This window comes from Nonomuraea longicatena, from assembly GCF_039525605.1.
Taxonomy (GTDB): Bacteria; Actinomycetota; Actinomycetes; order Streptosporangiales; family Streptosporangiaceae; genus Nonomuraea; species Nonomuraea longicatena.
The window spans coordinates 41,549-64,329 of record NZ_BAAAHQ010000023.1; the positions used below are offsets into that span (position 1 = coordinate 41,549).

The 22,781-nt window shown below is 71.1% G+C and carries 18 protein-coding genes and 2 pseudogenes; 11 read left to right on the forward strand and 9 right to left on the reverse strand.

The genetic code is table 11. From position 1 onward, the window contains the following. Positions 1-167 precede the first annotated feature (167 nt). The 3 genes from ABD120_RS21345 (at position 168) to ABD120_RS21355 (ending at position 3,811) form a co-directional block, all read left to right on the forward strand. A complete protein-coding gene (locus ABD120_RS21345; RefSeq protein ID WP_343951724.1) occupies positions 168-1,433 on the forward strand; it encodes a hypothetical protein in 1,266 nt (421 codons plus the stop codon). A 47-nt stretch (positions 1,434-1,480) separates the two neighbouring features. Next, positions 1,481-1,831 (forward strand): hypothetical protein, encoded by a 351-nt coding sequence (locus ABD120_RS21350; RefSeq protein WP_343951725.1) that lies wholly within the window; start codon positions 1,481-1,483, stop codon positions 1,829-1,831. Between the two features lie 720 nt (positions 1,832-2,551). Beyond that, positions 2,552-3,811, forward strand: a complete 1,260-nt coding sequence (locus ABD120_RS21355) for a GNAT family N-acetyltransferase (protein ID WP_343951726.1) — start codon at positions 2,552-2,554, stop codon at positions 3,809-3,811. A 67-nt stretch (positions 3,812-3,878) separates the two neighbouring features. On the opposite strand, the gene ABD120_RS21360 is transcribed toward ABD120_RS21355, so the two are convergent. Beyond that, positions 3,879-4,124, reverse strand: coding sequence for a hypothetical protein (locus ABD120_RS21360; RefSeq protein WP_343951727.1), 246 nt, complete (start codon positions 4,122-4,124; stop codon positions 3,879-3,881). Positions 4,125-4,234: 110 nt separating this feature from the next. Here ABD120_RS21360 and purB point away from each other — a divergent pair, with 110 nt between their 5' ends. Together purB and ABD120_RS21370 are read left to right on the forward strand one after the other, a co-directional pair. Next, positions 4,235-5,662 (forward strand): adenylosuccinate lyase, encoded by a 1,428-nt coding sequence (gene purB / locus ABD120_RS21365; protein WP_343951728.1) that lies wholly within the window; start codon positions 4,235-4,237, stop codon positions 5,660-5,662. Continuing rightward, positions 5,659-6,402, forward strand: coding sequence for a GNAT family N-acetyltransferase (locus tag ABD120_RS21370; RefSeq protein ID WP_343951729.1), 744 nt, complete (start codon positions 5,659-5,661; stop codon positions 6,400-6,402). Before purB ends, ABD120_RS21370 begins: the two co-directional genes overlap by 4 nt. A 155-nt stretch (positions 6,403-6,557) precedes the next feature. Here the strand turns inward: ABD120_RS21370 and ABD120_RS21375 are convergent, their stop codons facing one another. Continuing rightward, the gene (locus ABD120_RS21375) at positions 6,558-7,787 is read right to left on the reverse strand and encodes an isochorismate synthase (RefSeq protein WP_343951730.1); all 1,230 of its coding nucleotides are present in this window, start codon (positions 7,785-7,787) and stop codon (positions 6,558-6,560) included. A 161-nt stretch (positions 7,788-7,948) separates the two neighbouring features. Here ABD120_RS21375 and ABD120_RS21380 point away from each other — a divergent pair, with 161 nt between their 5' ends. From ABD120_RS21380 to crcB, 3 genes are read left to right on the forward strand one after another with little or no spacing between them, the layout of a single operon-like run. Further along, positions 7,949-8,740 carry an SGNH/GDSL hydrolase family protein gene (locus ABD120_RS21380; RefSeq protein WP_343951731.1) on the forward strand — a complete coding sequence of 264 codons (792 nt, stop codon included), beginning with the start codon at positions 7,949-7,951 and terminating at the stop codon, positions 8,738-8,740. A gap of 53 nt (positions 8,741-8,793) precedes the next feature. Then, positions 8,794-9,264: a fluoride efflux transporter FluC gene (locus ABD120_RS21385; RefSeq protein WP_343951732.1), complete on the forward strand. Its 471-nt coding sequence runs from the start codon at positions 8,794-8,796 to the stop codon at positions 9,262-9,264. After that, positions 9,261-9,620, forward strand: coding sequence for a fluoride efflux transporter CrcB (crcB, locus tag ABD120_RS21390; protein WP_343951733.1), 360 nt, complete (start codon positions 9,261-9,263; stop codon positions 9,618-9,620). Before ABD120_RS21385 ends, crcB begins: the two co-directional genes overlap by 4 nt. Positions 9,621-9,650: 30 nt before the next feature. Here crcB and ABD120_RS21395 read toward each other — a convergent pair whose 3' ends face one another. The 4 genes from ABD120_RS21395 to ABD120_RS21410 all read right to left on the reverse strand — a co-directional run bounded on the left by ABD120_RS21395 (position 9,651) and on the right by ABD120_RS21410 (position 15,803). Beyond that, positions 9,651-10,934 (reverse strand): glycosyltransferase family 4 protein, encoded by a 1,284-nt coding sequence (locus ABD120_RS21395; RefSeq protein ID WP_343951734.1) that lies wholly within the window; start codon positions 10,932-10,934, stop codon positions 9,651-9,653. A gap of 140 nt (positions 10,935-11,074) precedes the next feature. Continuing rightward, complete coding sequence (locus tag ABD120_RS21400; protein WP_343951735.1) at positions 11,075-14,323, reverse strand: S41 family peptidase; 3,249 nt, start codon at positions 14,321-14,323, stop codon at positions 11,075-11,077. 61 nt (positions 14,324-14,384) lie between these two features. Continuing rightward, positions 14,385-14,522, reverse strand: a complete 138-nt coding sequence (locus ABD120_RS21405; protein ID WP_343951736.1) for a hypothetical protein — start codon at positions 14,520-14,522, stop codon at positions 14,385-14,387. A gap of 261 nt (positions 14,523-14,783) precedes the next feature. Beyond that, on the reverse strand, positions 14,784-15,803 hold the full coding sequence (locus ABD120_RS21410) for an Rv2578c family radical SAM protein (RefSeq protein ID WP_343951737.1): 1,020 nt from the start codon (positions 15,801-15,803) through the stop codon (positions 14,784-14,786). Between the two features lie 131 nt (positions 15,804-15,934). Here ABD120_RS21410 and ABD120_RS21415 point away from each other — a divergent pair, with 131 nt between their 5' ends. Beyond that, the gene (locus ABD120_RS21415; RefSeq protein ID WP_343951738.1) at positions 15,935-16,210 is read left to right on the forward strand and encodes a DUF3040 domain-containing protein; all 276 of its coding nucleotides are present in this window, start codon (positions 15,935-15,937) and stop codon (positions 16,208-16,210) included. Between the two features lie 290 nt (positions 16,211-16,500). On the opposite strand, the gene ABD120_RS21420 is transcribed toward ABD120_RS21415, so the two are convergent. The 3 genes from ABD120_RS21420 to ABD120_RS21430 all read right to left on the reverse strand — a co-directional run bounded on the left by ABD120_RS21420 (position 16,501) and on the right by ABD120_RS21430 (position 21,599). Then, on the reverse strand, positions 16,501-18,063 hold the full coding sequence (locus tag ABD120_RS21420; RefSeq protein ID WP_343951739.1) for a penicillin-binding transpeptidase domain-containing protein: 1,563 nt from the start codon (positions 18,061-18,063) through the stop codon (positions 16,501-16,503). 345 nt (positions 18,064-18,408) lie between these two features. Beyond that, positions 18,409-19,080: a lysophospholipid acyltransferase family protein gene (locus ABD120_RS21425; RefSeq protein ID WP_343951740.1), complete on the reverse strand. Its 672-nt coding sequence runs from the start codon at positions 19,078-19,080 to the stop codon at positions 18,409-18,411. 902 nt (positions 19,081-19,982) lie between these two features. Then, positions 19,983-21,599, reverse strand: coding sequence for a beta-N-acetylhexosaminidase (locus ABD120_RS21430; protein WP_343951741.1), 1,617 nt, complete (start codon positions 21,597-21,599; stop codon positions 19,983-19,985). Positions 21,600-21,691: 92 nt separating this feature from the next. On the opposite strand from ABD120_RS21430, the pseudogene ABD120_RS39850 reads away from it, so the two are divergent. Further along, positions 21,692-21,850, forward strand: a pseudogene (locus tag ABD120_RS39850) (winged helix-turn-helix domain-containing protein); the annotation flags it as partial. A 257-nt stretch (positions 21,851-22,107) separates the two neighbouring features. Continuing rightward, a pseudogene (locus ABD120_RS39855) lies at positions 22,108-22,758 on the forward strand (ROK family protein); the annotation flags it as partial. Positions 22,759-22,781 lie beyond the last annotated feature (23 nt).

Sequence of the window (22,781 nt, forward strand, 5' to 3'; positions counted from 1 at the left end):
TTTCGAGAACTTCACGCAAAGCTGGTAAATGTCGGCTTGTGCGCGTTAGGGTCGGAACACGGACCCTGCCCCAACCCCTCCGAGCAAACCGCCCAAGAAGCCTCCGAAAAGCAGAAACGCCCCGCACTGCGAGGCGTCCCTTCACATCTGAACAGCAAGCGGATCATTTGCTCCGCTCCAGCCCACAGGCGACCAACCAACGGCCAGAGCAGCGCATCACCAGATCCACGATCGCTTGGAGACTGACCATAGCACCTCGCCAAGCGGCCAGTCCTGCATGCCCCGAAACGGACACACAGCTCGCCGTCCCCGGTCTCTCGGCCCATCTCGCCGAACACGAGCACCGCGCCGAACAGCGCATCGTCGCGCCCGCGCTCGGCCTCTGGTTCGATGCCGTCGACTACCTGTCCGGCGCGACCAACCGCCGCAACGACTGGCGACGCCGCATCCTCCAACTCGCCTGGCAGCTCATGAAGCGCTCCACCCGCGACATGCTCACCGCACCCAAGAAGGGCGCCACCTGGGCCGTACTCGCCGAAGAACTCGGCGTCAGCACGCGCACCATCGCCAGCTACCTGGCCTGGATGCGCGACAACAGCCTGCTGCTCACCGAGGTGCACGGCACGACTGTCCGCTACCGGCCGGGCACCATGTACGGCACGCGCGACGACGGCCGCGGCAACGAGGCTGCCCAGTACCGCCTGACGATCCCCACCAGCATCCTGGAAGGCGACCTCGAACAGGGCACCCCGGGCGCCGACCGGGACGAGATCCCCTGGCCGGTCGAAACCGTCGCGACCCGGCCCCACCTCGCCCCTGTGCCGAGCGTTTCCGCAGGTGATAGCTCTGGGGGCGAAACTTTCACCCCCGCCTTTGTGGTTGCTCTTGAGGGAGGAACTCTCCCATACGCACGCGCGCACGCGCGCGAGGAGACCAGCAAGAGCTGGCGACGCACCATCAGCCCCAACCGGCAAGCGGAAATGCTTGCCGCATGCGAACGACTCCGCTCCGACAATCTGACGCTCCGGGTGCTGTCGGCCCGCGATCTGCGCTCCCTGCTCCGGCCCCTGTTCAAGGCCGGAGCGACGCCCGCTGACGTCGAGTACGCGCTGAACGTCCGCCCAGACGGGGAGCGATGGGGCAACGCCGACCCCAGCTCGCCGACCCTGCCCCTGCCCCCGGCGATCCGAGTCCGGACCCTGCGTGCTCGTCTCCGCCACCGCCTGGCGCTCTGGCTAGGCCCAGAGGGGGAGTTCGCGGGGGAACTGCCGTCCCATGCAGAAGCCCGAGCCGCCAGGGATCGTGTGCGTTCCCGGGAAGAGTTGCCGGCCAGTGCTCGTCGCCAGACGGATGAGGAAGTACGGGCGGCCGTCGAGTCGTGTGCGAGGGGTGTCGCTGCGGCGCGGGCCGCGCTGCGCAAGGGTGCGGCCTGAATCGCCTCGGTAAGTAATGACACCATCGACGTTTTGTAGTTGACTACTTGCTGTTCGTGATGGCTCTGGTGGAGGTGCGAATGTTCGCGCAGGTAAAACGCATGGTCCGTGTCGGCGGCGCTCTGACTGCGGCGTTCGTGGTGGTAGCCGCGACAGCGGTTCCCGCCCACGCCGGGAGGGGGACGCTGTGGATCAGTGGGGCGCCCATCGTCAACCCGCCCCGTGGCTGCCACGACTATCCGGGCAGCGACATCCACTACATACGGAACGACCTTGAGCGTTCGCATGTCGACGCGTACAGAGATGACAGCTGCGATCCGGGGCAGTACATCGGCACCGTGTATCGGGGCAAGGATGGCATCTACCGCGTCGGGTCATACTTTGTCGCTGACTTCTGAGTAGCGCCGTGTCGCGGGGTGGCGGGAGGCGGGCAGGCCCGCGCGGCGCGAAAGTGCGCCGACATCTGTCCGGCGCCCCGGGTAAGCGGTCCGAAAATCTACATGTAAGGGCGCTCATGCCGCTGCGTTTTCGGGCGCAGCGGCACGCTGCGCCCGAATGAGCCGAACAAGCTCATCGAGGGAAGGGCCCCCGGGGGTGTGGGCCTCGCGCGCGGCGTCTTCGGGGGAGAGGGAATCGCGTCGAGCGCGGGCGCGGGCGAGGATCAAGCCTGCTGACGCGAAGGCTTCGGCGCGAGTTGGCATGACGTCATTTTCTCACATTTCTAGTATTTCCGGTATATCCGGAACGGCTCGACTGTGAGAGGGATGATGGGGCTGGGTGGCTCGCGGGGCCCTGTGGCAGGTCACAGGTATCGAATCTTCTTTGCATCAATTCAGGCATTCGGCGTTCCGACGCTGTACACGATGGTGGAGCGGACCAAGGAGCGGTTCGGGCGCCGGTCGGGCGCTCCGCAGGAGGAGCCGAAGACGCTGGTGTCGGCCCGGTAGCGGGTGTGAGTTCGTGACGGGCGGGCACCGGGCGTGCCCGCCCGTCGCCCACGGTCGAGGTGTCCTGCCAGGGCGAGCTCGGCGGGCGAAGAAATCAGTTGTCGGCAGGCGCTGGTCTGGGCTGCGATGTTCGCTATGGCCATTCAGGTACGTCCGCCACGGCGAGATGAGATGAGCGCCTACTACCGGGCGCTGCCCTTCGCGAGCGGGTTGCCGCAGTGGGAGCCGGCCGATGCCGCGTGGCACGGCGGTCCGGAACCGTGGCCTCCGCCGCGCGCGCCCGCTACCGTCGAGCAACGTGAGGCGTGGGCGGCGGCCGACACCGCGAACCCGTTCTTCCATCCGATCGCGGCCTTCGCCGACGGCGCGTGCGTCGGCGCGTCGGCGACCATCTCCTTCGATGTGACGGTTCCCGGAGGCGGGAAGGTCAAGATGGCCGGTGTCACGGCCACGGGGGTGATCGCCACTCACCGCCGGCGGGGCTGTCTGCGGCGGATGATGCAGGCCATGTTCGACGCGGCCCTGGCCCGGGGTGAGCCGCTGGCGATGCTGAGCGCGAGCGAGGGCGGCATCTACGGCCGTTTCGGTTTTTCGCCGGCGACCTACCGCACGCGATGGGAGCTGAACCGCCACGAAGCCGCCCTCCTTCCCGCGGCGCCCGATCCGGGTTCGCTGGAACTGGTCGACGCGGCCCAGGCGAAGCAGGTCTGGCCTGTGGTGCACGCCGAGGTGCGGGCGCATCGCGTCGGTGAGCTCACTCCCTTGCCCGGACACTGGGACCGGCTGTCCGGCGGAGTGGACGGCACGGACGGACCGTTGCGTCATCTGGTCCACCGTGACCGGCACGGCGACGTCGACGGTGTGGCCGCCTTCCGGCTGCCGTGGTCGTCGACGGCCGCCGACGCGGGAACGCTCGTCGTCGAGGCGCTGGAGGCGACGAACCCGGTGGCCTATCGCGCCCTGTGGAGCCTGCTGATCGACTTCGATCTCACCAGGACCGTCGTGGCGCCCGCCCGTCCGCGTGAGGAACCACTGCGGTGGATGCTCGCGAGTCCTCGGGCGATGCGCATCACCCGCCAGTCGGACAACCTGTGGGCACGCCTGCTCGACGTCCCCGTCGCTCTGGCGCAACGCTCGTACGACACGGACGGCGAGCTGGCCTTCACCGTCGACGACGACCGAATGTGCCCGGCGAACAACCGGACGTGGCTTCTCCGCGTCGACGGTGCTTCGGCGACGTGCACCGCCACCGACAAGGAGGCGGACCTGGCGATCTCGGTCGCGGCGCTCGGTTCGCTGTACTTCGGGGGCATGTCGGCGCATGACCTGGCCTACGCGGGACGTATCACTCCGTACACCGACGGTGTGATCGGGCGGCTGGCCCGAATGTTCCGCATCGACTCCGAACCGCACAACTCTTTCGGTTTCTGAGGATTATTCGTGGATCGTTGAAATGCTGCGCTGTCGGCCCCGGTCCGGGGCCGACAGCGCAGGCGCCCTACTGCTCGGCGAAGGCGATCACGATGTAGCGGCCGTTGGCGTAGCTGGTCACCGGCCGCTGGAGGGTCTCGCCGACGCGGCGCGCGACGGCCTGGAACAACTCGACCATCTCGGGGGTGTCGGCGGTGACCCGGAACCGGCCGCCGGACAGGAGGTGCTCGGTGACGAGCGGGACGAAGCCGGCCTCGCTTCTGGCGCGTTCGTCGGCATCGAGCGGGGTACGCCGGAAGGCCGGCTGAGTCATCGGGGCTCCTCGTGATCGGTGGGCCGGGCCGGTCCAGGATGCCACTGTTCGGTGGGCTTCGACCCCGGGCCGGAGCACCCGGTTCCGGCTGCCGTCACTAGACTCGCGGGGTGAGCAAGGTGCGGGTTCCCAATGTTCTGGCGGCACGGTACGCCTCGGGTGAGTTGGCGCGGTTGTGGGCGCCGGAGTACAAGATCGTCGCGGAGCGGCGGTTGTGGCTGGCGGTGCTGCGTGCGCAGGCCGAGCTGGGCGTGGCGGTGCCAGAGGGGGCGGTCGCCGACTACGAGCGGGTGGTCGGGCAGGTCGATCTGGCCTCGATCGCCGAGCGCGAGCGGGTCACGCGCCACGACGTGAAGGCGCGGATCGAGGAGTTCAACGCGCTGGCCGGGCACGAGCAGGTGCACAAGGGCATGACCTCGCGCGACCTGACCGAGAACGTCGAGCAGCTGCAGATCCGCGACAGCCTGCTCCTGGTACGCGACCGGGTGGTGGCGTTGCTGGCCCGCCTGGCGACGCTGGCCCGGCTCCACGAGGAGACCGTCCTGGTGGGCCGTTCGCACAACGTGGCCGCGCAGGCGACGACGCTCGGCAAGCGTTTCGCCTCGGCCGCCGACGAGCTGCTGGTGGGCTACCGGCGGCTGGAGGAGCTGCTGGCCCGCTACCCGCTGCGGGGGATCAAGGGCCCGGTCGGCACCTCCCAGGACATGCTCGACCTGCTCGGCGGCGACCAGGGCAGGCTGGCCGAGCTGGAGGGCCGGGTGGCCGCCCACCTGGGGTTCGAGCGGCGCCTCAGCTCGGTCGGCCAGGTCTATCCGCGTTCGCTCGACTACGAGGTCGTCTCCGCGCTGGTGCAGCTCGCGGCGGCGCCGTCGTCGCTGGCCAAGACCATCCGGCTGATGGCCGGGCACGAGCTGGTCACCGAGGGCTTCAAGGAGGGGCAGGTCGGTTCGTCCGCGATGCCCCACAAGATGAACACCCGCTCGACCGAGCGCGTCAACGGCCTGGCGGTGGTGCTGCGCGGGTACGCCTCCATGGTCGGCGAGTTGGCCGGCGACCAGTGGAACGAGGGGGACGTGTCGTGCTCGGTGGTGCGCCGGGTGGCGCTGCCCGACGCGTTCTTCGCCTTCGACGGGCTGATGGAGACGATGCTCACGGTGCTGGACGAGTTCGGGGCCTTCCCCACGGTGATCGCCGCCGAGCTCGACCGCTACCTGCCGTTCGTGGCGACGACGAAGATGCTGATGGCGGCGGTGCGGTCCGGGGTGGGCCGCGAGCAGGCCCACGAGCTGATCAAGGAGCACGCGGTCGCGGCGGCGCTGGCGATGCGCTCGGGCGGCGCGGGCGGCGATCTGCTGGAGCGGCTGGGCGCCGACGAGCGCTTCCCTCTCGACCAGAAGGAGCTTGAGGCGCTGCTCGCCGACCGGGTGTCGTTCTCGGGGGCGGCGTCGGAGCAGGTCGAGGCGGTGGCCCGGCAGGTGGACGCGGTCGTGGCCGCCCACCCGGCGGCGGCGGCCTACCGCCCCGGCGCGATTCTGTGATCCGCGAGCTCACCTCGCTGGAACAGCTCCGTTCGGCCACCGGCGACGACCCGCTGCTGGTCTGGACGGCGCAGGGCTTACAGGGCGGCGCGCGGGCCTGGGCGCTCGGTGACGCGGTCGTGTCCTCGGCCTTCGGCATCTCGCGTGCCGACGCGATGGGCGTGCGGGGCGACCCGGAAGACCTCGCGCTGCTGGTACGGCACGCGCTCGCCGAACTGGGCCCGACCTTCCGCCCGCTCGGCGAGCGCGCCCTGGTGCGCGAGGTGGTGAACCGGATGCCGGAACTGCGGCTGGTGGCAGCGGGCTTCACGTGGCGGACCCTGGACAAGGCGCCGGCGACGGACGAGCCGGACCTCGCGTGGTTGCCCGCCGCCCGCGATCCGGAGGTGGCGGCGCTGCTGGAGGAGCACGCACCCGGCTCGTTCGCCCAGCCGGGCGCCCCCGGCGTCCGGCGGTGGGCGGGCCTGGTGTCCGGTGGACGGCTGGCGGCGGTGGGCGCCGACGCGTGGAGCGCGCCGGGCTGCGGCCTGCTGTCGTCGGTGGCGACGGTGTCCGACCTGCGGGGGCGGCGCCTGGCCGAACGGTTGTGCCGGTGGGTGTCTGCGCGTTTCATCGAGGAGTACGGCAGGGCGGCCCTGATGGTCTACGACGCCAACGCCCCGGCCGTCCGGCTGTATGACCGCCTCGGCTACTCGGCGATGCCGATGGCCGCCTCCGAAGTGGTCCCGGCGGGATCCTGAGGCAGGTCGGTTCGTGAGGCGGGCAGGGGCGCCGCCAGGGGCGTCACGGGCGGCGTCGCTGAGGGAGGGGGCGGAGGAGTGGCGCCTTGGAGGCCGTCGGCCTGGTGCGGCGGGAGGGGTGTGGCGGGGCGGGAGCCGTAAGAGATGGAGCAGGTCTACCCTTCCAGCGCGTACTGCATGACGCGGAACTTCGCCTGGGCCTCGGCGAGTTCCAGGGCGGGCACGCTGTCGCCCATGATGCCGCCGCCCGCGAACAGGCGGGCCCGGCGGCCCTCCACCAGTCCCGAGCGCAGTGCGATGCCCCATTCGCCGTCTCCGTGGGCGTCGATCCAGCCGACCGGGCCGGCGTAGCCCGCGCGGTCCATGCCCTCCAGTTCGCGGATGACCTCGATCGCCTTCGGCGTGGGGGTGCCGCCGACGGCGGCGGTGGGGTGCATGGCGGCCACGACGTCGAGGACGGTGGCGCCGTCGGCCAGGCGGCCGGTGACGTGGCTGGCCAGGTGCTGGACGTTGGGCAGCACGAGGAGTTCGGGCTCGTCGGGGGTCTGCAGCGCCGAGCACAGCGGGGCCAGCGTCTGGCGGACCGAGGCGATCGCGCACTCGTGCTCCTGCCGGTCCTTGGTGGAGGCGAGCAGCGCCGCGCCTCTGGCCAGGTCGTCGGCGGGGCCGGTGCCGCGCGGCGTGGTGCCCGCCAGGACGAGCGACTCGATCTCCTGGCCGGTGCGGCGGATGAGCAGTTCGGGGGTGGCGCCGACCAGGCCCGCGACGGAGAAGGCGTAGCAGTCGGGGTAGCGGGCGGCCAGCCGGGTGAGCAGCAGCCGGACGTCGATGGGGTGCTCGGCCGTGGCGAGCAGGTCGCGGGCCAGGACGACCTTGTCGAGTTCGCCCGCGCGGATGCGCTGGGCGGCGCGGGCGACCACGGTCTGCCACTGGGCGGCGGTGAGGCTGCCGTCGCCGTAGCTGATGCGGCCGGCGGCGCGGATCGGGGTGTGGCGTTCCAGGGGCGCGTCGCCGATGGTGGTCAGCCACGCCTGGCCGTCGCGGCGGGCGAGGATCGCCCGGGGGACGACGAGGACGGAGCCGGGGCTGTTCTCGTCGAAGGTGAAGGTGCCGAACGCCACGGGGCCCGAACCCGGGGTGCGCACGTGGTCGTCGATGGCGGCCTCGCCGAAGACGTCGGTCAGCCACTGCTGGGCCCAGGCGAAGCGGCCGGGGCCCGGCGGGACCTCGGCGCGGGCCGCCTCCCCCCAGCCGACCAGGCCCTGTCCGTGGCGGACCCAGGCGTAGGGCGCGGTGCGGGGAAGCGATAGCAGCAGGTCGCCGGGGTCGCCCACCGAGGTGGTACGGACCGGCAACGGGCGTGTGGTTCCGAGCGCGACACTCACTCAACACACTCTATGCGGGAACTGAACACGTTCGACTCCCACCCCACCTCTCCGCGCCGCCGGGCGGGGGCGTCAAGCGGGGCTGTGCGGAGGGTCGGGAGAAGGTATCCGCCAAGGGTGTTGCGGGCGCCGATCCTGCGGCGTTGTCTACGTTCGTGGCTATGATCACGCCTTTTCTGGTGGGAGCGCTACTGGTGTCCGGGTCGGTGGCCGAGCCGGGGCCCCGGGTGATGGCGGCACTGGGGGACTCGATCTCGACCGGCTTCAACGCGTGCGGATGGTACGTGTCGTGCCTGTCCCGATCATGGGCGACCGGCACGGATCGCGACCTGGACAGTCACTACCTGCGGCTGGGCATGTCCGGCGGCAACCGCAACTTCGCCGAGCCGGGCGCGACGAGCGCGGATCTGCGGGGGCAGGTGGACCGGGCGGTCACCGCGGGCGCCGGGTATGTGACGATTCTCATAGGGGCGCAGGACGTGTGCACGCGCACCGAGCGGGCCATGACGTCCGTGCCCGTGTACCGGAGCCGGGTGGAGCAGGCGCTGTCGGCGCTGCGGGAGGGGTTGCCGCAGGCGCGGGTGTTCGTGGCGAGCATCCCCGACCTGCGGCGGTTGTGGGTGGCGGGCCGGGAGCACGGGCTGGCGCGGGCGTTCTGGACGCTGGGGCGGATCTGCCAGTCGATGCTGGCCGATCCGGCGTCGAAGGCGCGGGCCGACGTGGACCGGCGGGCGCGGGTGCGGCAGCGGGTGGTCGACTTCAACGCGGTGCTGGCGCGGGCGTGCGCGGCCTACGGGCCGCGTTGCCGTACCGACGGCGGGGCGGTCTTCTCCTATCCGTACACACTCGCCCACATCAGCGGCTGGGACTACTTCCATCCGAACGCGCTGGGGCAGAAGGTGCTGGCGGAGCAGACGTTCAAGCACGGGTTCGACTGGCTGGAGGCGCGTTGAGCGCTCGGGCAGTGGTTCGCTGGCTTTCGTTACGGTAGATGGGCGTGTGACCGGTGCCCGAGAAGTCGCCCTGGACGCTCCCGGGGCACGTGGGCAGGGGGATGACGGTGGCGGGTCCGCGCGGTGAGCTGGGCTGGGCGGTGCTGGCGGTGGTCGCGGCCGGCGGGATGGCCGGGGCGCTGGCGCGGTTCGGGGTGCAGTCGGTGTGGCCGTCCGCGCCCGGCGGGTTCGCGTGGGCGACGTTCGTGATCAATGTGAGCGGGTGCCTGCTGATCGGGGCGCTGATGGTGGCGATCACCGAGGTGTGGGTGGTGCATCGGCTGGTGCGGCCGTTCCTCGGGGTCGGCTTTCTCGGCGGATACACCACTTTTTCGGCATATGTCGCTGACATTCGGCGGATGGTGGCACATGGGGTGCCGGTGACCGCGCTGGCCTATCTCGGCGGGACCATGGTGGCGGCTGTGGCGGCCACCTGGTGCGGGATGGCGCTGGCCCGGCTGGCGGCGCGGGCGGCGGCCCGGTGACCGTCCTGCTGGTGGCGCTCGGCGCGGCGGTGGGGGCGCCGCTGCGCTTCGTGCTGGACCGGGCCGTGCAGGGGCTGCACGGTTCGCGTTTTCCCTGGGGGACGCTCACCGTCAACGTCCTCGGCTGCGCGATGCTCGGCTTCCTGATCGCGCTGCCCTCGGACGAGGGGGCGCTGGCGCTGGCCGGGACCGGATTGTGCGGCGCGCTCACGACGTACTCGACGTTCGGCTACGAGACCGTGCGGCTGCTGGAGGAGCGGGCGCGGCTGTACGCGGCGGCCAACGCGGTGGTCAGTGTCCTCGCGGGGCTCGGCGCCGCGGCGTGCGGCGCCGTCCTCGCGCAGGCCCTCGGCTGAGCGGCGACCTCGCGGGAACCCCGGACAGGATCAGACGATCGGCGCGGGCTTGGGCTTCGGGCGGTAGGTGCCGTTGCGGCGGGCCAGCAGCTCCTCCAGCAGGGCGTCCCACCGCGCCCCGACCGCGTCCACCTCGTACGTCCGCGCCGTCTCCAGCGCACCGGCCGCCAGCCTGCGGCGCAGCGGCTCGTCCTCGATCACCCGCATGATCGCGGCGGCGAGGTTGTCATTGGTGCGCGGCTTCACCAGCAGCCCGTCCACCTCGTCGGTGATCATCTCCTTGGGGCCGTGCGGGCTGTTGAAGCTGACCACGGCCAGCCCCTTGCCCCACGCCTCCAGCACCGTCATCGGGAAGCCCTCGTGCCGCGAGCTCATCACGAACACCGACGCCTTCTCCAGTTCGGCGCCCACGTCCCTGGTCGGGCCGGGCAGCTCGACCGAGCCCTGCAGCCCCGCCTCGGCGATCTGCGTGCGCAGGTTCTCCAGCTGGGGGCCGTCACCGAAGATCCGCAACCGCCAGTCCGGATGCGCCGCCGCGACCTGCTCCCAGGCGGTGATGAGCCGGTGGAAGCCCTTCAGCCGGGTGACGCGCCCGATGGCGATCACGACCTTGGCGTCCAGCTTGGCCTGGTCGCCGGTCATCGGCGGGACCGCGTTCGGGATGCGCACCAGCCGCTTCGGCTTCTTCGGCAGCGTCTCCCGGTAGTCGCGCAGATCGGCCCGCGTGAGCGTGACCAGCGCGTCGAAGCGGCGATACCGCCACTTGATGTACTCCTGCAGCGGCTCCGGCTTGGCGTTGAGCCCGACGTGCTCCTGCGCGACCGTGATCACGTTGGGCTGGGCGAGCTGCGCCAGGATCAGGTTCAGCGCGGGACGGGTCCCCATGACGACGCCGGTGTGCACCGAGCGCAGATAGCGGGCCAGGACCAGGTCGGTGTAGGCGTTGAAGCGGTGCGCGGCCGACTCGCCCTCCGGCACGAGCTTGCTCGGCATGCTCGACAGCATCGCCCGGATGCCCCTGGCCGGCCGGGTGCGGTCGTCGAGGAAGCGGAAGCGCACCCTCGGATCGACCGGGAAGAACGGCTGGTCGGCCTCCTTCAGCACACTCACGATCTCCACGTCGCGTCCGGTGGCGGCCAGGTAACCGGCCAGGATGAACACCGTCCTGATCGTGCCGCCCATGCCGTTGGCGTGCAGGATGAGGATGCGGACGGAGTCGATGGACGGCGGCGGCGCGTTACGGAGTTTCCGCCGGTTGTATCCCCTGTACAGCCGGGCGGCAGCCGCCTTGCCCTTGCGTGCCAATGCGCGCACGTTGTCGTTGTCCCCTCATTCGGCTGGTGAACGATCGCGGCCGGTGGCGGAGCTTCGCCGCCACCGGCGTATTGTCTCGCGCAGGCGGAGTCCCCGTGACGCTTGCCCCGCCTGTGCCCTTTTAGACGCTCTTGATCCGGTCAAGGTTGCATGCGCGGCGATGGTGAGTGCGGCGGCCGGCGTCGTAGCAGGTCGAGCGCGGTGTCGATGGCGGTGTCGAGCTGGGTGTCGAGACCCTCGGCGTACTCCTGCGGGGTGATGTCCACCTCGATGTCCGGGTCGGTGCCGTAGTTCTCCACCCGCCAGCCGACGTCGTCGAAGGCGAAGGAGAACTCCGGCTGCGTGGTGATCGTGCCGTCGGCCAGCCGGTGGCGGGGCCAGATGCCGACGACGCCGCCCCAGGTGCGCTTGCCGACGAGCGGGCCGAGGCGCAGCAGCTTGAAGGTGTGGCTGAAGATGTCGCCGTCCGACCCGGCCCACTCGTTGGTGATCGCCACCAGCGGGCCGCGCGGGGACTCCGGCGGGTACGGTTCCGGATCCCCGTACCGGGGATGGTCGTAGCCGAGGCGGCGGCGGGCGAGCTTCTGCAGCAGCAGCGCCGAGACGTTGCCGCCGCCGTTGTACCGGACGTCCACGATGAGCGCGTGCCGGTCGTACTCGGCCAGGAAGCCCCGGTGGAACTCCGCGAAACCGTCGGTGCCCATGTCCGGGATGTGCAGGTAGCCGACGCGGCCGTCGGAGCGCTCGTGGCAGCGGGCGCGGTTGAGGTTGACCCAGTCGCGGTAACGGGCCGGTCGCTCGTCGGCCAGTGCGCGCACGGACACGGTGAAGACGTGCTCGCCCCTGCGCAGCCGCAGCTCCACTTCCTCGCCCGCCTGGTTGACCAGGCGCTCGTTCGGTGTGGCGTGGGCGCCGATCGGATGACCGTTGATCGCCAGGAGCACGTCGCCGGGCCGGACGGACAGACCCATGCGGGTCAGTGGCGAGGTGGCGTCGGGATCCCACGGGTCGCCGGTGACGATGGCGCCGACGTGGAAGAGGCCGTCGTGGAACTCCCAGTCGACGCCGAGCTTGCCCTGGCTGTAGTCGGGGCCGGAGCGGTACTCGCCGCCGCTCTCGTAGGCGTGGCTGGTGGCCAGCTCGCCGTGCAGCTCCCACAGCAGGTCGGAGAACTCACCCCGGGTGGTGACCCGGTCCACCAGCGGCAGATAGCGCTCGTAGACGGCCTGCCAGTCGACCCCGGCCATGTCCTCGGTCCAGAAGTTCTCCCGCTGCAGGCGCCACGCCTCGCGGAACATCTGCCGCCACTCGTGCTCGGGATCGACGCTGACCTTGATCCGCGACAGGTCGATCCAGCCGCTGTCGCGCCCCGGCGGGTCGTCGTCGTGCTCGGGCGCCTCACCGGCCTTGACCACGCGCAGCCGCCCGCCGGTCCGGTAGAGCAGCGTACGGCGGTCGCGGCCCAGTTCGAAGGAGCCCACGTCCTCCGCGAACACCTCGTGCTTGCCGCTTCGCAGGTCGAACAGGTGCAGCACCGGCTCGCCCTCCAGCGGGCTGGACAGGATCAGCACCTTCCCCCTGATCGCGGCGACGCTCTCGTACCTGCCCTCGGGCAGCGGGAAGGCGGTGACACGGCGGGCCAGGCCGTCGGCGTCGACCCGCAGCGGCTCCGGCTCCGCGTCCTCCTCCTCGTCCTCGTCCTTCTCGTGAAGGGGACGGCGGCGCGGCACGAACGGGTCGGGGGCGTCGGCGCGCAACGCGACCGCGTACGGGCGGGTGCCGAGCGGGAAGCCCAGGTCGAACTGCAACTGGTCGTAGACCGGGTCGAACACCCGCTGGCCGATGAAGTACAGATAACGGCCCTCGGGGTCGAAAGCGGGGGCGCCGTCCTTCAGGACCGGCTCGCTCGCCGCGAGCGTCCGACCGGTCTCCGGGTGATGCAGCTTCACGGCCGTACGCTGGGCGTCGAGAGGGGCGGCGTAGGCGAGCCAGGAGCCGTCGGCCGACCAGGCCAGATCGTGCGGCTGGCCGTGCGGGTTGGTCTCGATCAGGGTGCTGGCGCCGGTGTCGAGGTCCACCAGGTGGAGTTCGCCCCGGTGGTTGGTGACGGCGGCCCGGTCGTGCGCCGGGTCGGGCGCCAGCTCCCCGATCCGCCCCAGCTCCGCCACCGTCCGCCCGGCGGCCTCGGCCTGCTCCTCCGCTTCGGGCACCGACGTCCTCTCCGGCCTCGCTGTACCTGCGCCTGTCTCCGTTTCCGTCGCCGTGTTCGTGTCTGTGTCTGTGCCTGTTTCTGGAGCTGCCGCTGTTGCTGCCGCCGCGTCGGTCGTCGGGGCGGCGGGGTCGAGGATGACCAGGCGTTCGTCGCCGTAGGCGTCGCTGGCCGCCGCGACCAGCCGTTCGCCGTCGTTGCACCAGGTCAGCAGCCGGTAGCGGATGCCGTGCATCGCGCCGTGCTGGTGTACGGGCCCCTCCCAGCAGGCCAGCGTGAACGCCTTGCCCCGGGTGGTGACGGCCAGGGCGCTGCCGTCCAGGCACAGGGTCGCGCTGTCGAGGTATTCGGCCGGGTCCACGAAACGGCGGTTGAGCTGCGTGCGCGAGGAGGCCAGCCGGACGTCGATCCGGCGCGGGTCGCGGCCCGGCTCGATGAGGAACAGGTCGGCGCCCGCGTGGTAGACCAGCCGGTGGCCGTCGCTGGACAGATTGCGCGCGTAATAGTCGTCGTGGTCGCTGTGCCGCCGCAGGTCCTCGCCCTCCGGCGTACACGAGTAGACGTTGCCGACACCCTCGTGGTCGGACAGGAAGAACACCCGCTCGCCGCTCCAGCACGGGGCGGCGAGGTTGCCGGGCAGCTTGATCAGTCGCCGGAAGGCGCCACGGCCGTCCGGGTCGATCCACAGGTCGCCGACGGTACCGCCCCGGTAGCGCTTCCACCGGGCCGGGTCGGCGGTGTTGCGGCCCAGCACGATCATGTCGTGCGGGCCGTAGGCGATCGAGTTCGCCGGGCCGTACGGCAGCCGCTGCGGGACCCCGCCCGGCACCACCCGGTGCAGCCACTTCCTGCCCTCGAAGGGCTGGCAGGCGTCTCCGGAGTACAGGATGCCACCGTCGTGGTCCCAGCCGGTGACGGTGCAGCGGGCGCCGTGGTAGGTGAGCCTGGTGGCGGCGCCGCCGTCCGCGGGCATCACGTACACCTCCTCGGGACCCTCCTCCCGCCCCACGAACGCGAGCTGGTCGCCGCGCGGGGAGATACGCGGGTAACCGGCCTCGGCGAGTCCCGTGGTCAGCCGGAAGGCGCGGCCGCCCAGGGCGGAGACCATCCAGAGGTCGTCTTCGGCGGCGAAGACGACCACGTCCTGGAAGACGGAGGGGAAACGGAGATAGGCGGGCATGGGGCCTCCACGGGCGGGCAGCCGGGATCGGCCGACCCCGGCTGCCCGATCACATCACCGGTCAGGGCTCGTCGACCGGCTCGCGCGTCGTCTGCTGCTTGGCCGCCTTGGCCGCCGCCTTCGCCTGGCGCGTGGCCTTGATGTTGGCCTTCTTGGACTTGCCGGACTTGGCGGCCGGTTTCTTGATCTGCTCTGTCATCGTCTCCCCCGATGGCTCTCGATCCCCGCAGGGCATCGACAGACTTAATACCCCTTCCACTCGCGAAGACGACATTCAACACTTAAACCTGACAAATCACCTTTTTGTGGGGCTGTATCTGACCGTTGGGGCCGGCTACCTCGCGGATTCGGTCTACCGTGGCGGGCGTCGTCTGCTGCGCGGACATCGGCCGCATGGCCGCTGCCGGACGCGGCGACGCCCGCGATCAGGCACCGCCCGGCGGCGGTCCCGGCCGTCGGGTCATAGGAGGGAGAGTTGCGTGGGCGGGGGGTCCGGTGGGCTGGGGCGGATGCGGCGGGTGGAGTGTGTTCGGCCGATGCCGTGGCGGGTGGCCAGCGACTCGACCAGGTCGGCGATGCGACGCTGGAACGCCTTGGGGGCGTAGGCGCCTCTGCCGTACAACTCCAGGTAGCGGGGCACCAGGCGTGGATGCTCGCGCTGCAGCCAGGTCAGGTACCACTCGCGGGCCCCGGGACGCAGGTGCAGCACGATGGGTGTCACGTGGGTCGCGCCGGCTTCGGCGATCTCCTTGACGGTCTGTTCGAGCTGAGCGGGGGAGTCGGTCAGGTAGGGGAGGACGGGAGCCATGAGGACGCCGCAGCCGATGCCCCGGGCGGTGAGCGTGGCGCAGGTCTCCAAGCGGCGGCGGGGGTTGGGGGCGCCGGGTTCGACCGCACGCCACAGGGCGGGATCGACGAAGCCGACGGAGACGTTGACGCCCACGTCGGCGGCTTCGGCGGCCTCGGTGAGCAGGTCGAGGTCGCGCAGGACGAGCGTGCCCTTGGTGAGGATCGAGAAAGGGTTGCCCGCGTCGCGCAGGGCCGTGAGGATGCCGCGCATCAGTCGGTAGCGGCCTTCGGCGCGCTGGTAGCAGTCGACGTTGGTGCCCATCGCGATGTGGCGTCCGCGCAGGCGTGGCGCGGAGAGTTCCTTGCGGGCGAGTTCGGCCGCGTTGACCTTCACCACGATCTTGGAGTCGAAGTCGAGGCCCGCGTCGAGGTCGAGGTAGGTGTGGCTGTTGCGGGCGAAGCAGTAGGAACAGGCGTGGCCGCAGCCCCGGTAGGGGTTGATGGTGTGTTCGAACGGCACGCGGCTGGTCGAGGGGACGCGGTTGACGATGGTGCGCGCCTGGATCTCGTAGAACGTCATGCCGTGGAACTCGGGCGTGTCGAACGTACGGGTCACCGCCCCTCGGGCGAACAGCGGCAGAGCGGGATCGTCGGGGTCGGTGTCGACGAGCCGCAGGTTGTCCCAGCGCATGCGACGATTAGAACAGCAGTTCGAGATGATCGCAAATCAAAAGTGACGGCAATTCCCTGGCAAGATCACGGCTAATGATCTTCATGGTTGGGCAGAAAGTCGGAACAGAGCTTGCGTTCCGGAGGTGCACCATGGCCTGGTCGCAGGAGGAGGAGCGGCTGCTCGCCCAGATCGAGCGGCACCTCCTCGACGAGGACCCGAGGCTGGTTTCGCGCCTGGAGTCGTTCAACCGCCGGGCGCGCCGAAGCGAAGGGCGGAGCGGCAGGAGCGAGCGCACCGAGCGCCGCCGACCGCGCCGGTCCACGGTGATCATCATGGTCAGCTGGGTTCTGATCGCGACCCTGATCGCCACGCTCCTGATCCTGCTGCTGCGTCACGAGGCGGCCGCCCTGACGTTCGTGTTCTGACAGCGACCGGGACCGCTGACGGGCTTCCCGCACCCGTGCGCTCCCGGTGTGCGAGCGGCTCCTCGTACTGCGGATGCGGCTACCCGCAGTACGGGGGAGTCGCACTGCGGGTACGGCCGCCCACACTGCGGGGTACGGCTCCCCCGCACGGTGAGTGCGGACGCCCACACTGCGGGTACGGTCGTCCGCACGGTGAGTACGGCCACCCACACTGCGGGTACGGTGGTTCACACTGCGGGTACGGCCGCCCGTCCTCGGGTACGGGCGTTGCCCGGTCAGGGCGTGGTGCGTTACAGGCCGCGCAGGAAGCGGGCCGCCACCGGGGCGGCGACCTTGCCGCCGCCTCCGCCGCCCTCCACGATGACCGCGAAGGCGAGCTCGCCCTTGTGTCCCATGAACCAGGCGTGCAGGTCGAGCTTGGGACCGGTGCCGAACTCGGCTGTGCCGGTCTTGCCGCGCGTCCCCTTGGGCAGTCCGGCCGACTTGGCCGTGCCCCTCGTGACGACGGCGCTCATCATCCCGTCGAGGTGCTCACGCGCCTGCGCGGGCAGTTCACGGGGCTTCGCCTTCTGGTCGAGGCCGGGAACGAGCGTCGGCGGACGCCAGGTGCCGTCGGCGATGGCGCCCCCGACGGCCGCCATCGACAGCGGGCTCGCGGTGATGCGCCCCTGACCGAAGGAGGCCATGGCGAGTTCGGCGTCCGACTCGGGCGTGGGGAAGCTCGGCTCGGTGGCGGGGACGCCGATGGACAGCGGCTCGTTGAACCCGACCAGTTCGGCCGTCTCGCGCAGCTTGGCCGCGTTCAGACGCTCCTTGGTCAGCGGCGCGAACGTGGTGTTGCAGGAGTGGGCGAAGGAGTCGGTGAAGCTCAGCGACCCGAACTCGGCCCGCTCCGAGTTGCGGATGCGCTGCCCGCCGACGGTGGCGTACTTGGGGCAGGTGACCTGCGAGGTGGGGGACACGCCATCGGCGAGAAGCCCGATGGCGGTGACGGCCTTGAACGTGGAGCCCGGGGCGTACTGTCCGTTGATCGCCCGGTCGAAGCCGCCCCGGTTGTTGACCACGGCCCTGATCTCCCCGTTGCCGGAGTCGAGGGCGACGAGGGCGGCGGGCTTGTCGAGGTCCTTGACGGCGGCGACGGCGGCGGACTGGATCTCGGGATCGAGGGTCGTCTCCAGGCCCTCGCCCTTGCTGCCCTCGATGGTGTGCAGTGTCTTGTCGCCGAGCTTGATCTCGGTGGACGGGGTGCCCGCCAGACGTGTCTGGAACGACTCCTGGAGGCCGCCTCGGCCGACGGCCTGCCCGACGGCGTAGGAGGGGCCGAGCTTGGCCACGTCCTTCTTGGTGGCCTTGTCCAGGAAACCGACGAGTTGCCGGATGGATCCGCCGACGTCGCCGGTGTCGATTCGGGCGCCGGAGGAATCGGTGACGGCCGCCCGCTCGGGCCAGTTCGTCTTCAGGGAGAAGCTCGTACCGGCCGTCATCTCGGGGTGCAGCGTCTTGGGGGTCCAGGCGACCCGCCAGGTGCGTTCGACGACCTCGACGTCGATCTGCCCCTTGTAGGTCCACTCGCCGACGTTCTTGAGCTTCAGAGTGGCGGTGTACGGCACGCTGGAGCGGCCGTCGCGCTCCGGCGCCGGAGCGCCCAGTTCGACGGAGGTCGACTCGACGGCCAGCCCGGTCCGCAACTGCTCGTAGGGGGTCAGCGGCTGGAGTGTGGCCAGTTCCGCGCTCATCGCCGAGGTGTCGCCCCTCTGCCAGGCGGCGGCGAAACGCTGGGCGGTCTCGGCCGGGCTGCCCGTGGTGCGCAGGATGTAGTAGGCGGCGCCCCCTGCTGCCGCCAGGGTCAGCACGGACGCCCCGGATATGATCGCGATGGTACGGCCCCGCGCCACGTGATCAGCTCCCCGTTTCGGTCGACACAGGGTAACGAGCCTAGCGGGCGGATCTGGACATTCCCTTCCCGGCCCGGAATCCGGCCGCCCCGGCCGTCAGGCTCGCCCCGCTCACGCTCCCGCCGCCGTGCCGGCAAGCGGCGCCCCGCTCGCCGAGGCGTCGCGCGCAGAGTCCTCTGCCACCCGGCTGGAGGAACTGCGCATTCGGGCTCGTGCCTTCGCGCCCGTCAGGGTTCGTCGCGTATTCAGGCCCGTGCCTTCGCGTCCGTCGAGGTTCGTTCGGGTTCCGGCCTCAGTGTCCGTTCAGGACTCGGTGTCTTTCCGTCCGTTCAGGGCCTTGCGGCTGGCCGCGTACGTGGGCACGTACTCCTGGCCGGAGAGCCCCTGGATGGCGGCCATGATCTCGTCGGTGACGCGGCGCCGGTCGCGGGCGTCGGTGTGGCGGCCCTCGAAGCGCATCGGGGCGCCGATCGTGATGCCGATGCGGGACGGGCGCGGCACCTTGGCGCCCACCGGCAGCACCCGCTCGGTGCCCGACAGCGCCACCGGCAGCACGGGGACGCCGGTCTTGAGCGCCAGCCAGGCCACGCCGATCTTGCCCCGGTAGAGGCGGCCGTCGGGGGAACGGGTGCCCTCGGGATGGATGCCGAACAGTTCGCCGTTCTCCAGCAGTGTGGCGGCGGCGTCGAGCATGGCCTGCGCGGCGTGCGCGCTGTCGCGGTCGGTGGGCAGGCTGCCGCCGAGGCGCATGAACCACTGGGAGACGGCGTTGCCGGAGAAGTACTCGCTCTTGGCGGCGAAGGTCACGTGGCGCGGCAGCAGGGCGGGCAGGAGGAAGGAGTCGAGTATCGACAGATGGTTGGCGGCCAGAATGGCTCCCCCGGCCCTCGGCACGTTGGCCGCGCCCGAGATGTGGGGGCGGCACATCACGGTGGCGACGGGAGCGGCGGCGAACTTGACCATCTGGTACAGCAACAGACACTCCTGAATCGTTCTGCTGGGCGCCCATAACGATAAAGCAGGCGCCCCACTCGCGTGGGACGCCTGCTGAAAGCGGTTAAGGCCGCTGTGGCGGTCGCCTCCTCGGCGAGAGGCACAACACGGCTCCAGCCGAACGGTATTCCGTGAAGGCGGTAATTTGCGGCCCGGGGGACACAGACCACAGCGGCCACTCGACTCTAACGGACATCCGGCGCCGCGTATTCCAACGCGCACCAAGATTCGGTCACGTTCTCCCCCGCCGGACGGCCCGCCGCAGCTCAGCCGTGGTGGGGGCGCCGGGAATCTCCTGTCTCCCGGTGGCGCCCGTGCGGCGAGCCCGGCCGACGGGAGGGAGGACATGGGCCTTGGCGGGCGGGGCGTGAGCCTTCACACTGGCCTTGGTCTCGGGCGGAGGCGGGCGGATGGCGGAGCAGGGGAGCACGCGGGCGCGGCGACCCGAACTCGACGGCCTCCGGGCCCTGGTGGTGGTCGGGCTCACCCCCTGCTCTGCCCCGGCCGCCGGGCCCGGTGGGGAGCGGCGAAGCGGGCGTTCGCCTGCCTCGGGCCCGCGGTACTGCCGGTGTACATCCTCCACCAGCCGATCGTCGTCGCGGTCGCCTTCGGCGTGGTCCGGTGGGAGGCCCCGATGGCGGTCAAGTACCTCGTGATCGTGGCCCGCGCTGACCCTGACCGTCGCGGCCTACGACCTGCTGGTGCGCAGAACCCGGCCGACCCGGTTCCTGTTCGGCCTGTGCGGCTGAGCCGGCCTCGCACGGGGTCGGCGAAGCGGGCCGCCGCCGAATCCGGGTACGGAACTCTGATTCGGGGCCGCCGCGAAAGCGGAAGGCCGCGACCGGACAACCCGATCGCGGCCTTCTCATCTCAGTGGACGGAGGTCAGTGGACCTCGCCGGAGTCGGGCACCTTGTCCCGCCACTCGCGCCACTGCGCCGTGTCCCACGTACGGTTGCCCGTGTGCCGGGCCCGCCGCCCCGTCCCGCCCTGCTGCCAGGGCAGTGGCCCCTCCAGCGGCCGGTACTCGCATCCGGCGGCCTCCAGCCGGGCGAAGTGCGCCCCGGTCAGCCGGCGGACCACGTCGGCGTGGTCGGCGGGGGCCCCGGTCCAGATGGCGTCGGCGAGGGCGGCGCCGCGCGGGAAGGTCATGTAGTCGAGGTGCCGGTCGTTCGGGATGTACTCCGCCCACACGTTGAACTGACCGCCGAGCACCCGGGCCCGCTCTTCCTCGCTCCAGGAGGCGGGCAGCACCTCGAAGGAGCAGGAGTCCTCAAGGATGATCGGCCCCCCGAGCGACAGCGGCTCCTCGGGCAGGTTGGACTGGTCGTAGTCGAGGTAGGCGGGGTAGACGGGGGAGCGGACCACGTCGTACCCGGCCGCGGCGGCGGCCTTGCCGATGGCGTCGCCACGCCAGCACATGACGATCGTGTCGTGGAGGACGCCGCCGGTCTGGAACGCCTCGTCCCACACGATCATGCGCTTGCCGCGTGCGGCGAGGTGCTCGCCGACCTGGCGCAGGAACCAGCCGTGCAACTCGCCGGTCGACGACAGTCCGACGGCGTCGCGGTGGGCGGTGACCTCGGGGTCGGTGGCCCAGTCGCGGGTGACGCACTCGTCGCCGCCGAGGTGCACGTACGGGGTGTCCATGACCTCCAGCACCTCGTCGATCAGCTCGCAGATGAGCTTGACCGAGGCAGGGATCGGCTTGAGGATCCCCGACAGCACCCCCCAGTGGCCCTGGACCTTGGCCTCACCTGTGCCGAGTTCGGGGAAGGCGGCCAGCAGCGCGGAGGCGTGGCCGGGCAGGTCGAGTTCGGGTACGACGAGGATGCCGCGCTCGGCCGCGTAGGCGCTGATCTCGGCGAGGTCGTCGAGCGTGTAGTAGCCGCCGTGCGGGGTGCCGTCGTAGGTGCTGTCGTCGGCGCGCAGGTTGCCCGCGAGCGTGGCGGCCCGGTGCGTCGACTTCTCGTTGATCTGCGGGTACTTCCGGCTTTCTATACGCCAGCCCTGGTCGTCGGTCAGGTGGAAGTGGAAGCGGTTCATCCGGTGCTGGGCGAGCAGGTCGATGTACTTGAGGACCGTCCGCTTGGTACTGAAGTGCCGCGACACGTCCAGCATCATGCCGCGCCACTCCACGGCGGGCCGGTCGACGACCTCGCCGCACGGCACCTGCCACTCGTCCGGCTTGGCCGCCCGGAACGCGCCGGAGCCCATGAGCTGGCGCAGCGTCTGTACGGCGTGGCGCACGCCGGCCTCGTCGGCCCCGGTGATCTCGATGCCGTCGGAGGTGACGCTCAGCCGGTAGCTCTCGGGCTCGCCGGCCTCCAGGCGTACGGACACGCGGCCCTCGGGGGAGTCTTGGAGGTCGAGGCCGAGCAGCCGGCGCACGATCCGGGTCAGGCCCGGCTCGCCGCGCAGGCCGGTGGCCGGTCCGAGCGTGAAGTTTCCTGCTGTGGCGGCGGCCTGACGGGGGGCGGGCAGAAGGAGGTCGTAGGCCATGGAGAACGTACCTTTCACGTGGCGAAGGGGCCACTTCGAAAATTAACAGGATGGGAGCCAGAAAGAAAGGCTGGCTGTGATAGACATGCGCCATGCCGCGCACCGCCTCGCCACGCACCGCCCGCCTGATCAACGACAGGACGGCGTACGAGCTGCTGCTGGAACACGGGCCGATGTCGCGCGCCGAACTGCAGCGGCGCTCCGGCCTGTCGCGCGCGACCGTCGGCGACCTCGTCGACCGCATGGTCGACGGCGGCCTCATCGGCCAGGTGGGCGAGTCCCACTCGCGCAGGCGCGGCCCCAACGCCCTGCTGTACGACCTGGTGGCCGACCGTACCCACGTCGCGGGCGTCGAGGTGCGCAAGGACGAGGTCCTCGCCTCCGTCAACGATCTGCGGGCCCGGCAGGTGGGCGCGGCGCGGCGCCCGCAGGACCCGGACGTCGAACCCGACCGGCTGGTCTTCGACACCCTGGCGGCGGGGNCGGGCTCGGCCTCGACGGGCTCGGCGGGCTCGTCGTCGGCACGCCGGGACTGGTCGATCCGGAAAGCGGCGACGTCAGTTACATCGGCGCCCTGCCCACCTGGCACCGCAACCTGCTGCCCGGCCTGCGCGCCCGCCTCGGCGAGGTGCCGGTGCTCGTCGAGAACGAGGTCAACCTGGTCGCGCTGGCCGAGCACCGGCTGGGGGCGGCGCGCGGGCAGGAGAACTTCGCGCTCATCGCCTACGGCCCCGGCGTCGGCATGGCCGTCTTCCTCGACGGCCGCCTGCGCCGGGGCCGCTCAGGCGGCGCGGGAGAGCTGTCGTACCTGCCCGTGGGGCTGGAGGGCGGCCCGTACCACCGGGCGATCGACACCTGGACGACGGCCTCCGGCGACTTCCTGCGCGAGGGCGGCCCCGAGGCGCTCGACCGGATGGCCGAGGTCGTCGCCTTCGGCGTCGTGGGCGCCTGTGCGGTGCTCGATCCGGGATTCGTCGTGCTGGCCGGGCACCACGGCCGTGCGGGCGGCGCCGCGCTGGCCGAGCGGGTCGCCGAACGCATAGGCGTGGCGATCCCGCTGCCGACGCGGGTGGTCGCGGCCGCCGTGGACGGCGACCCGGTGGTGCGCGGCGCGGTGCAGGTCGCCCTCGAACGGCTGCTGGACCAGACCTTCTCCTGACCAGACCTTCTCCTGACCGGCCA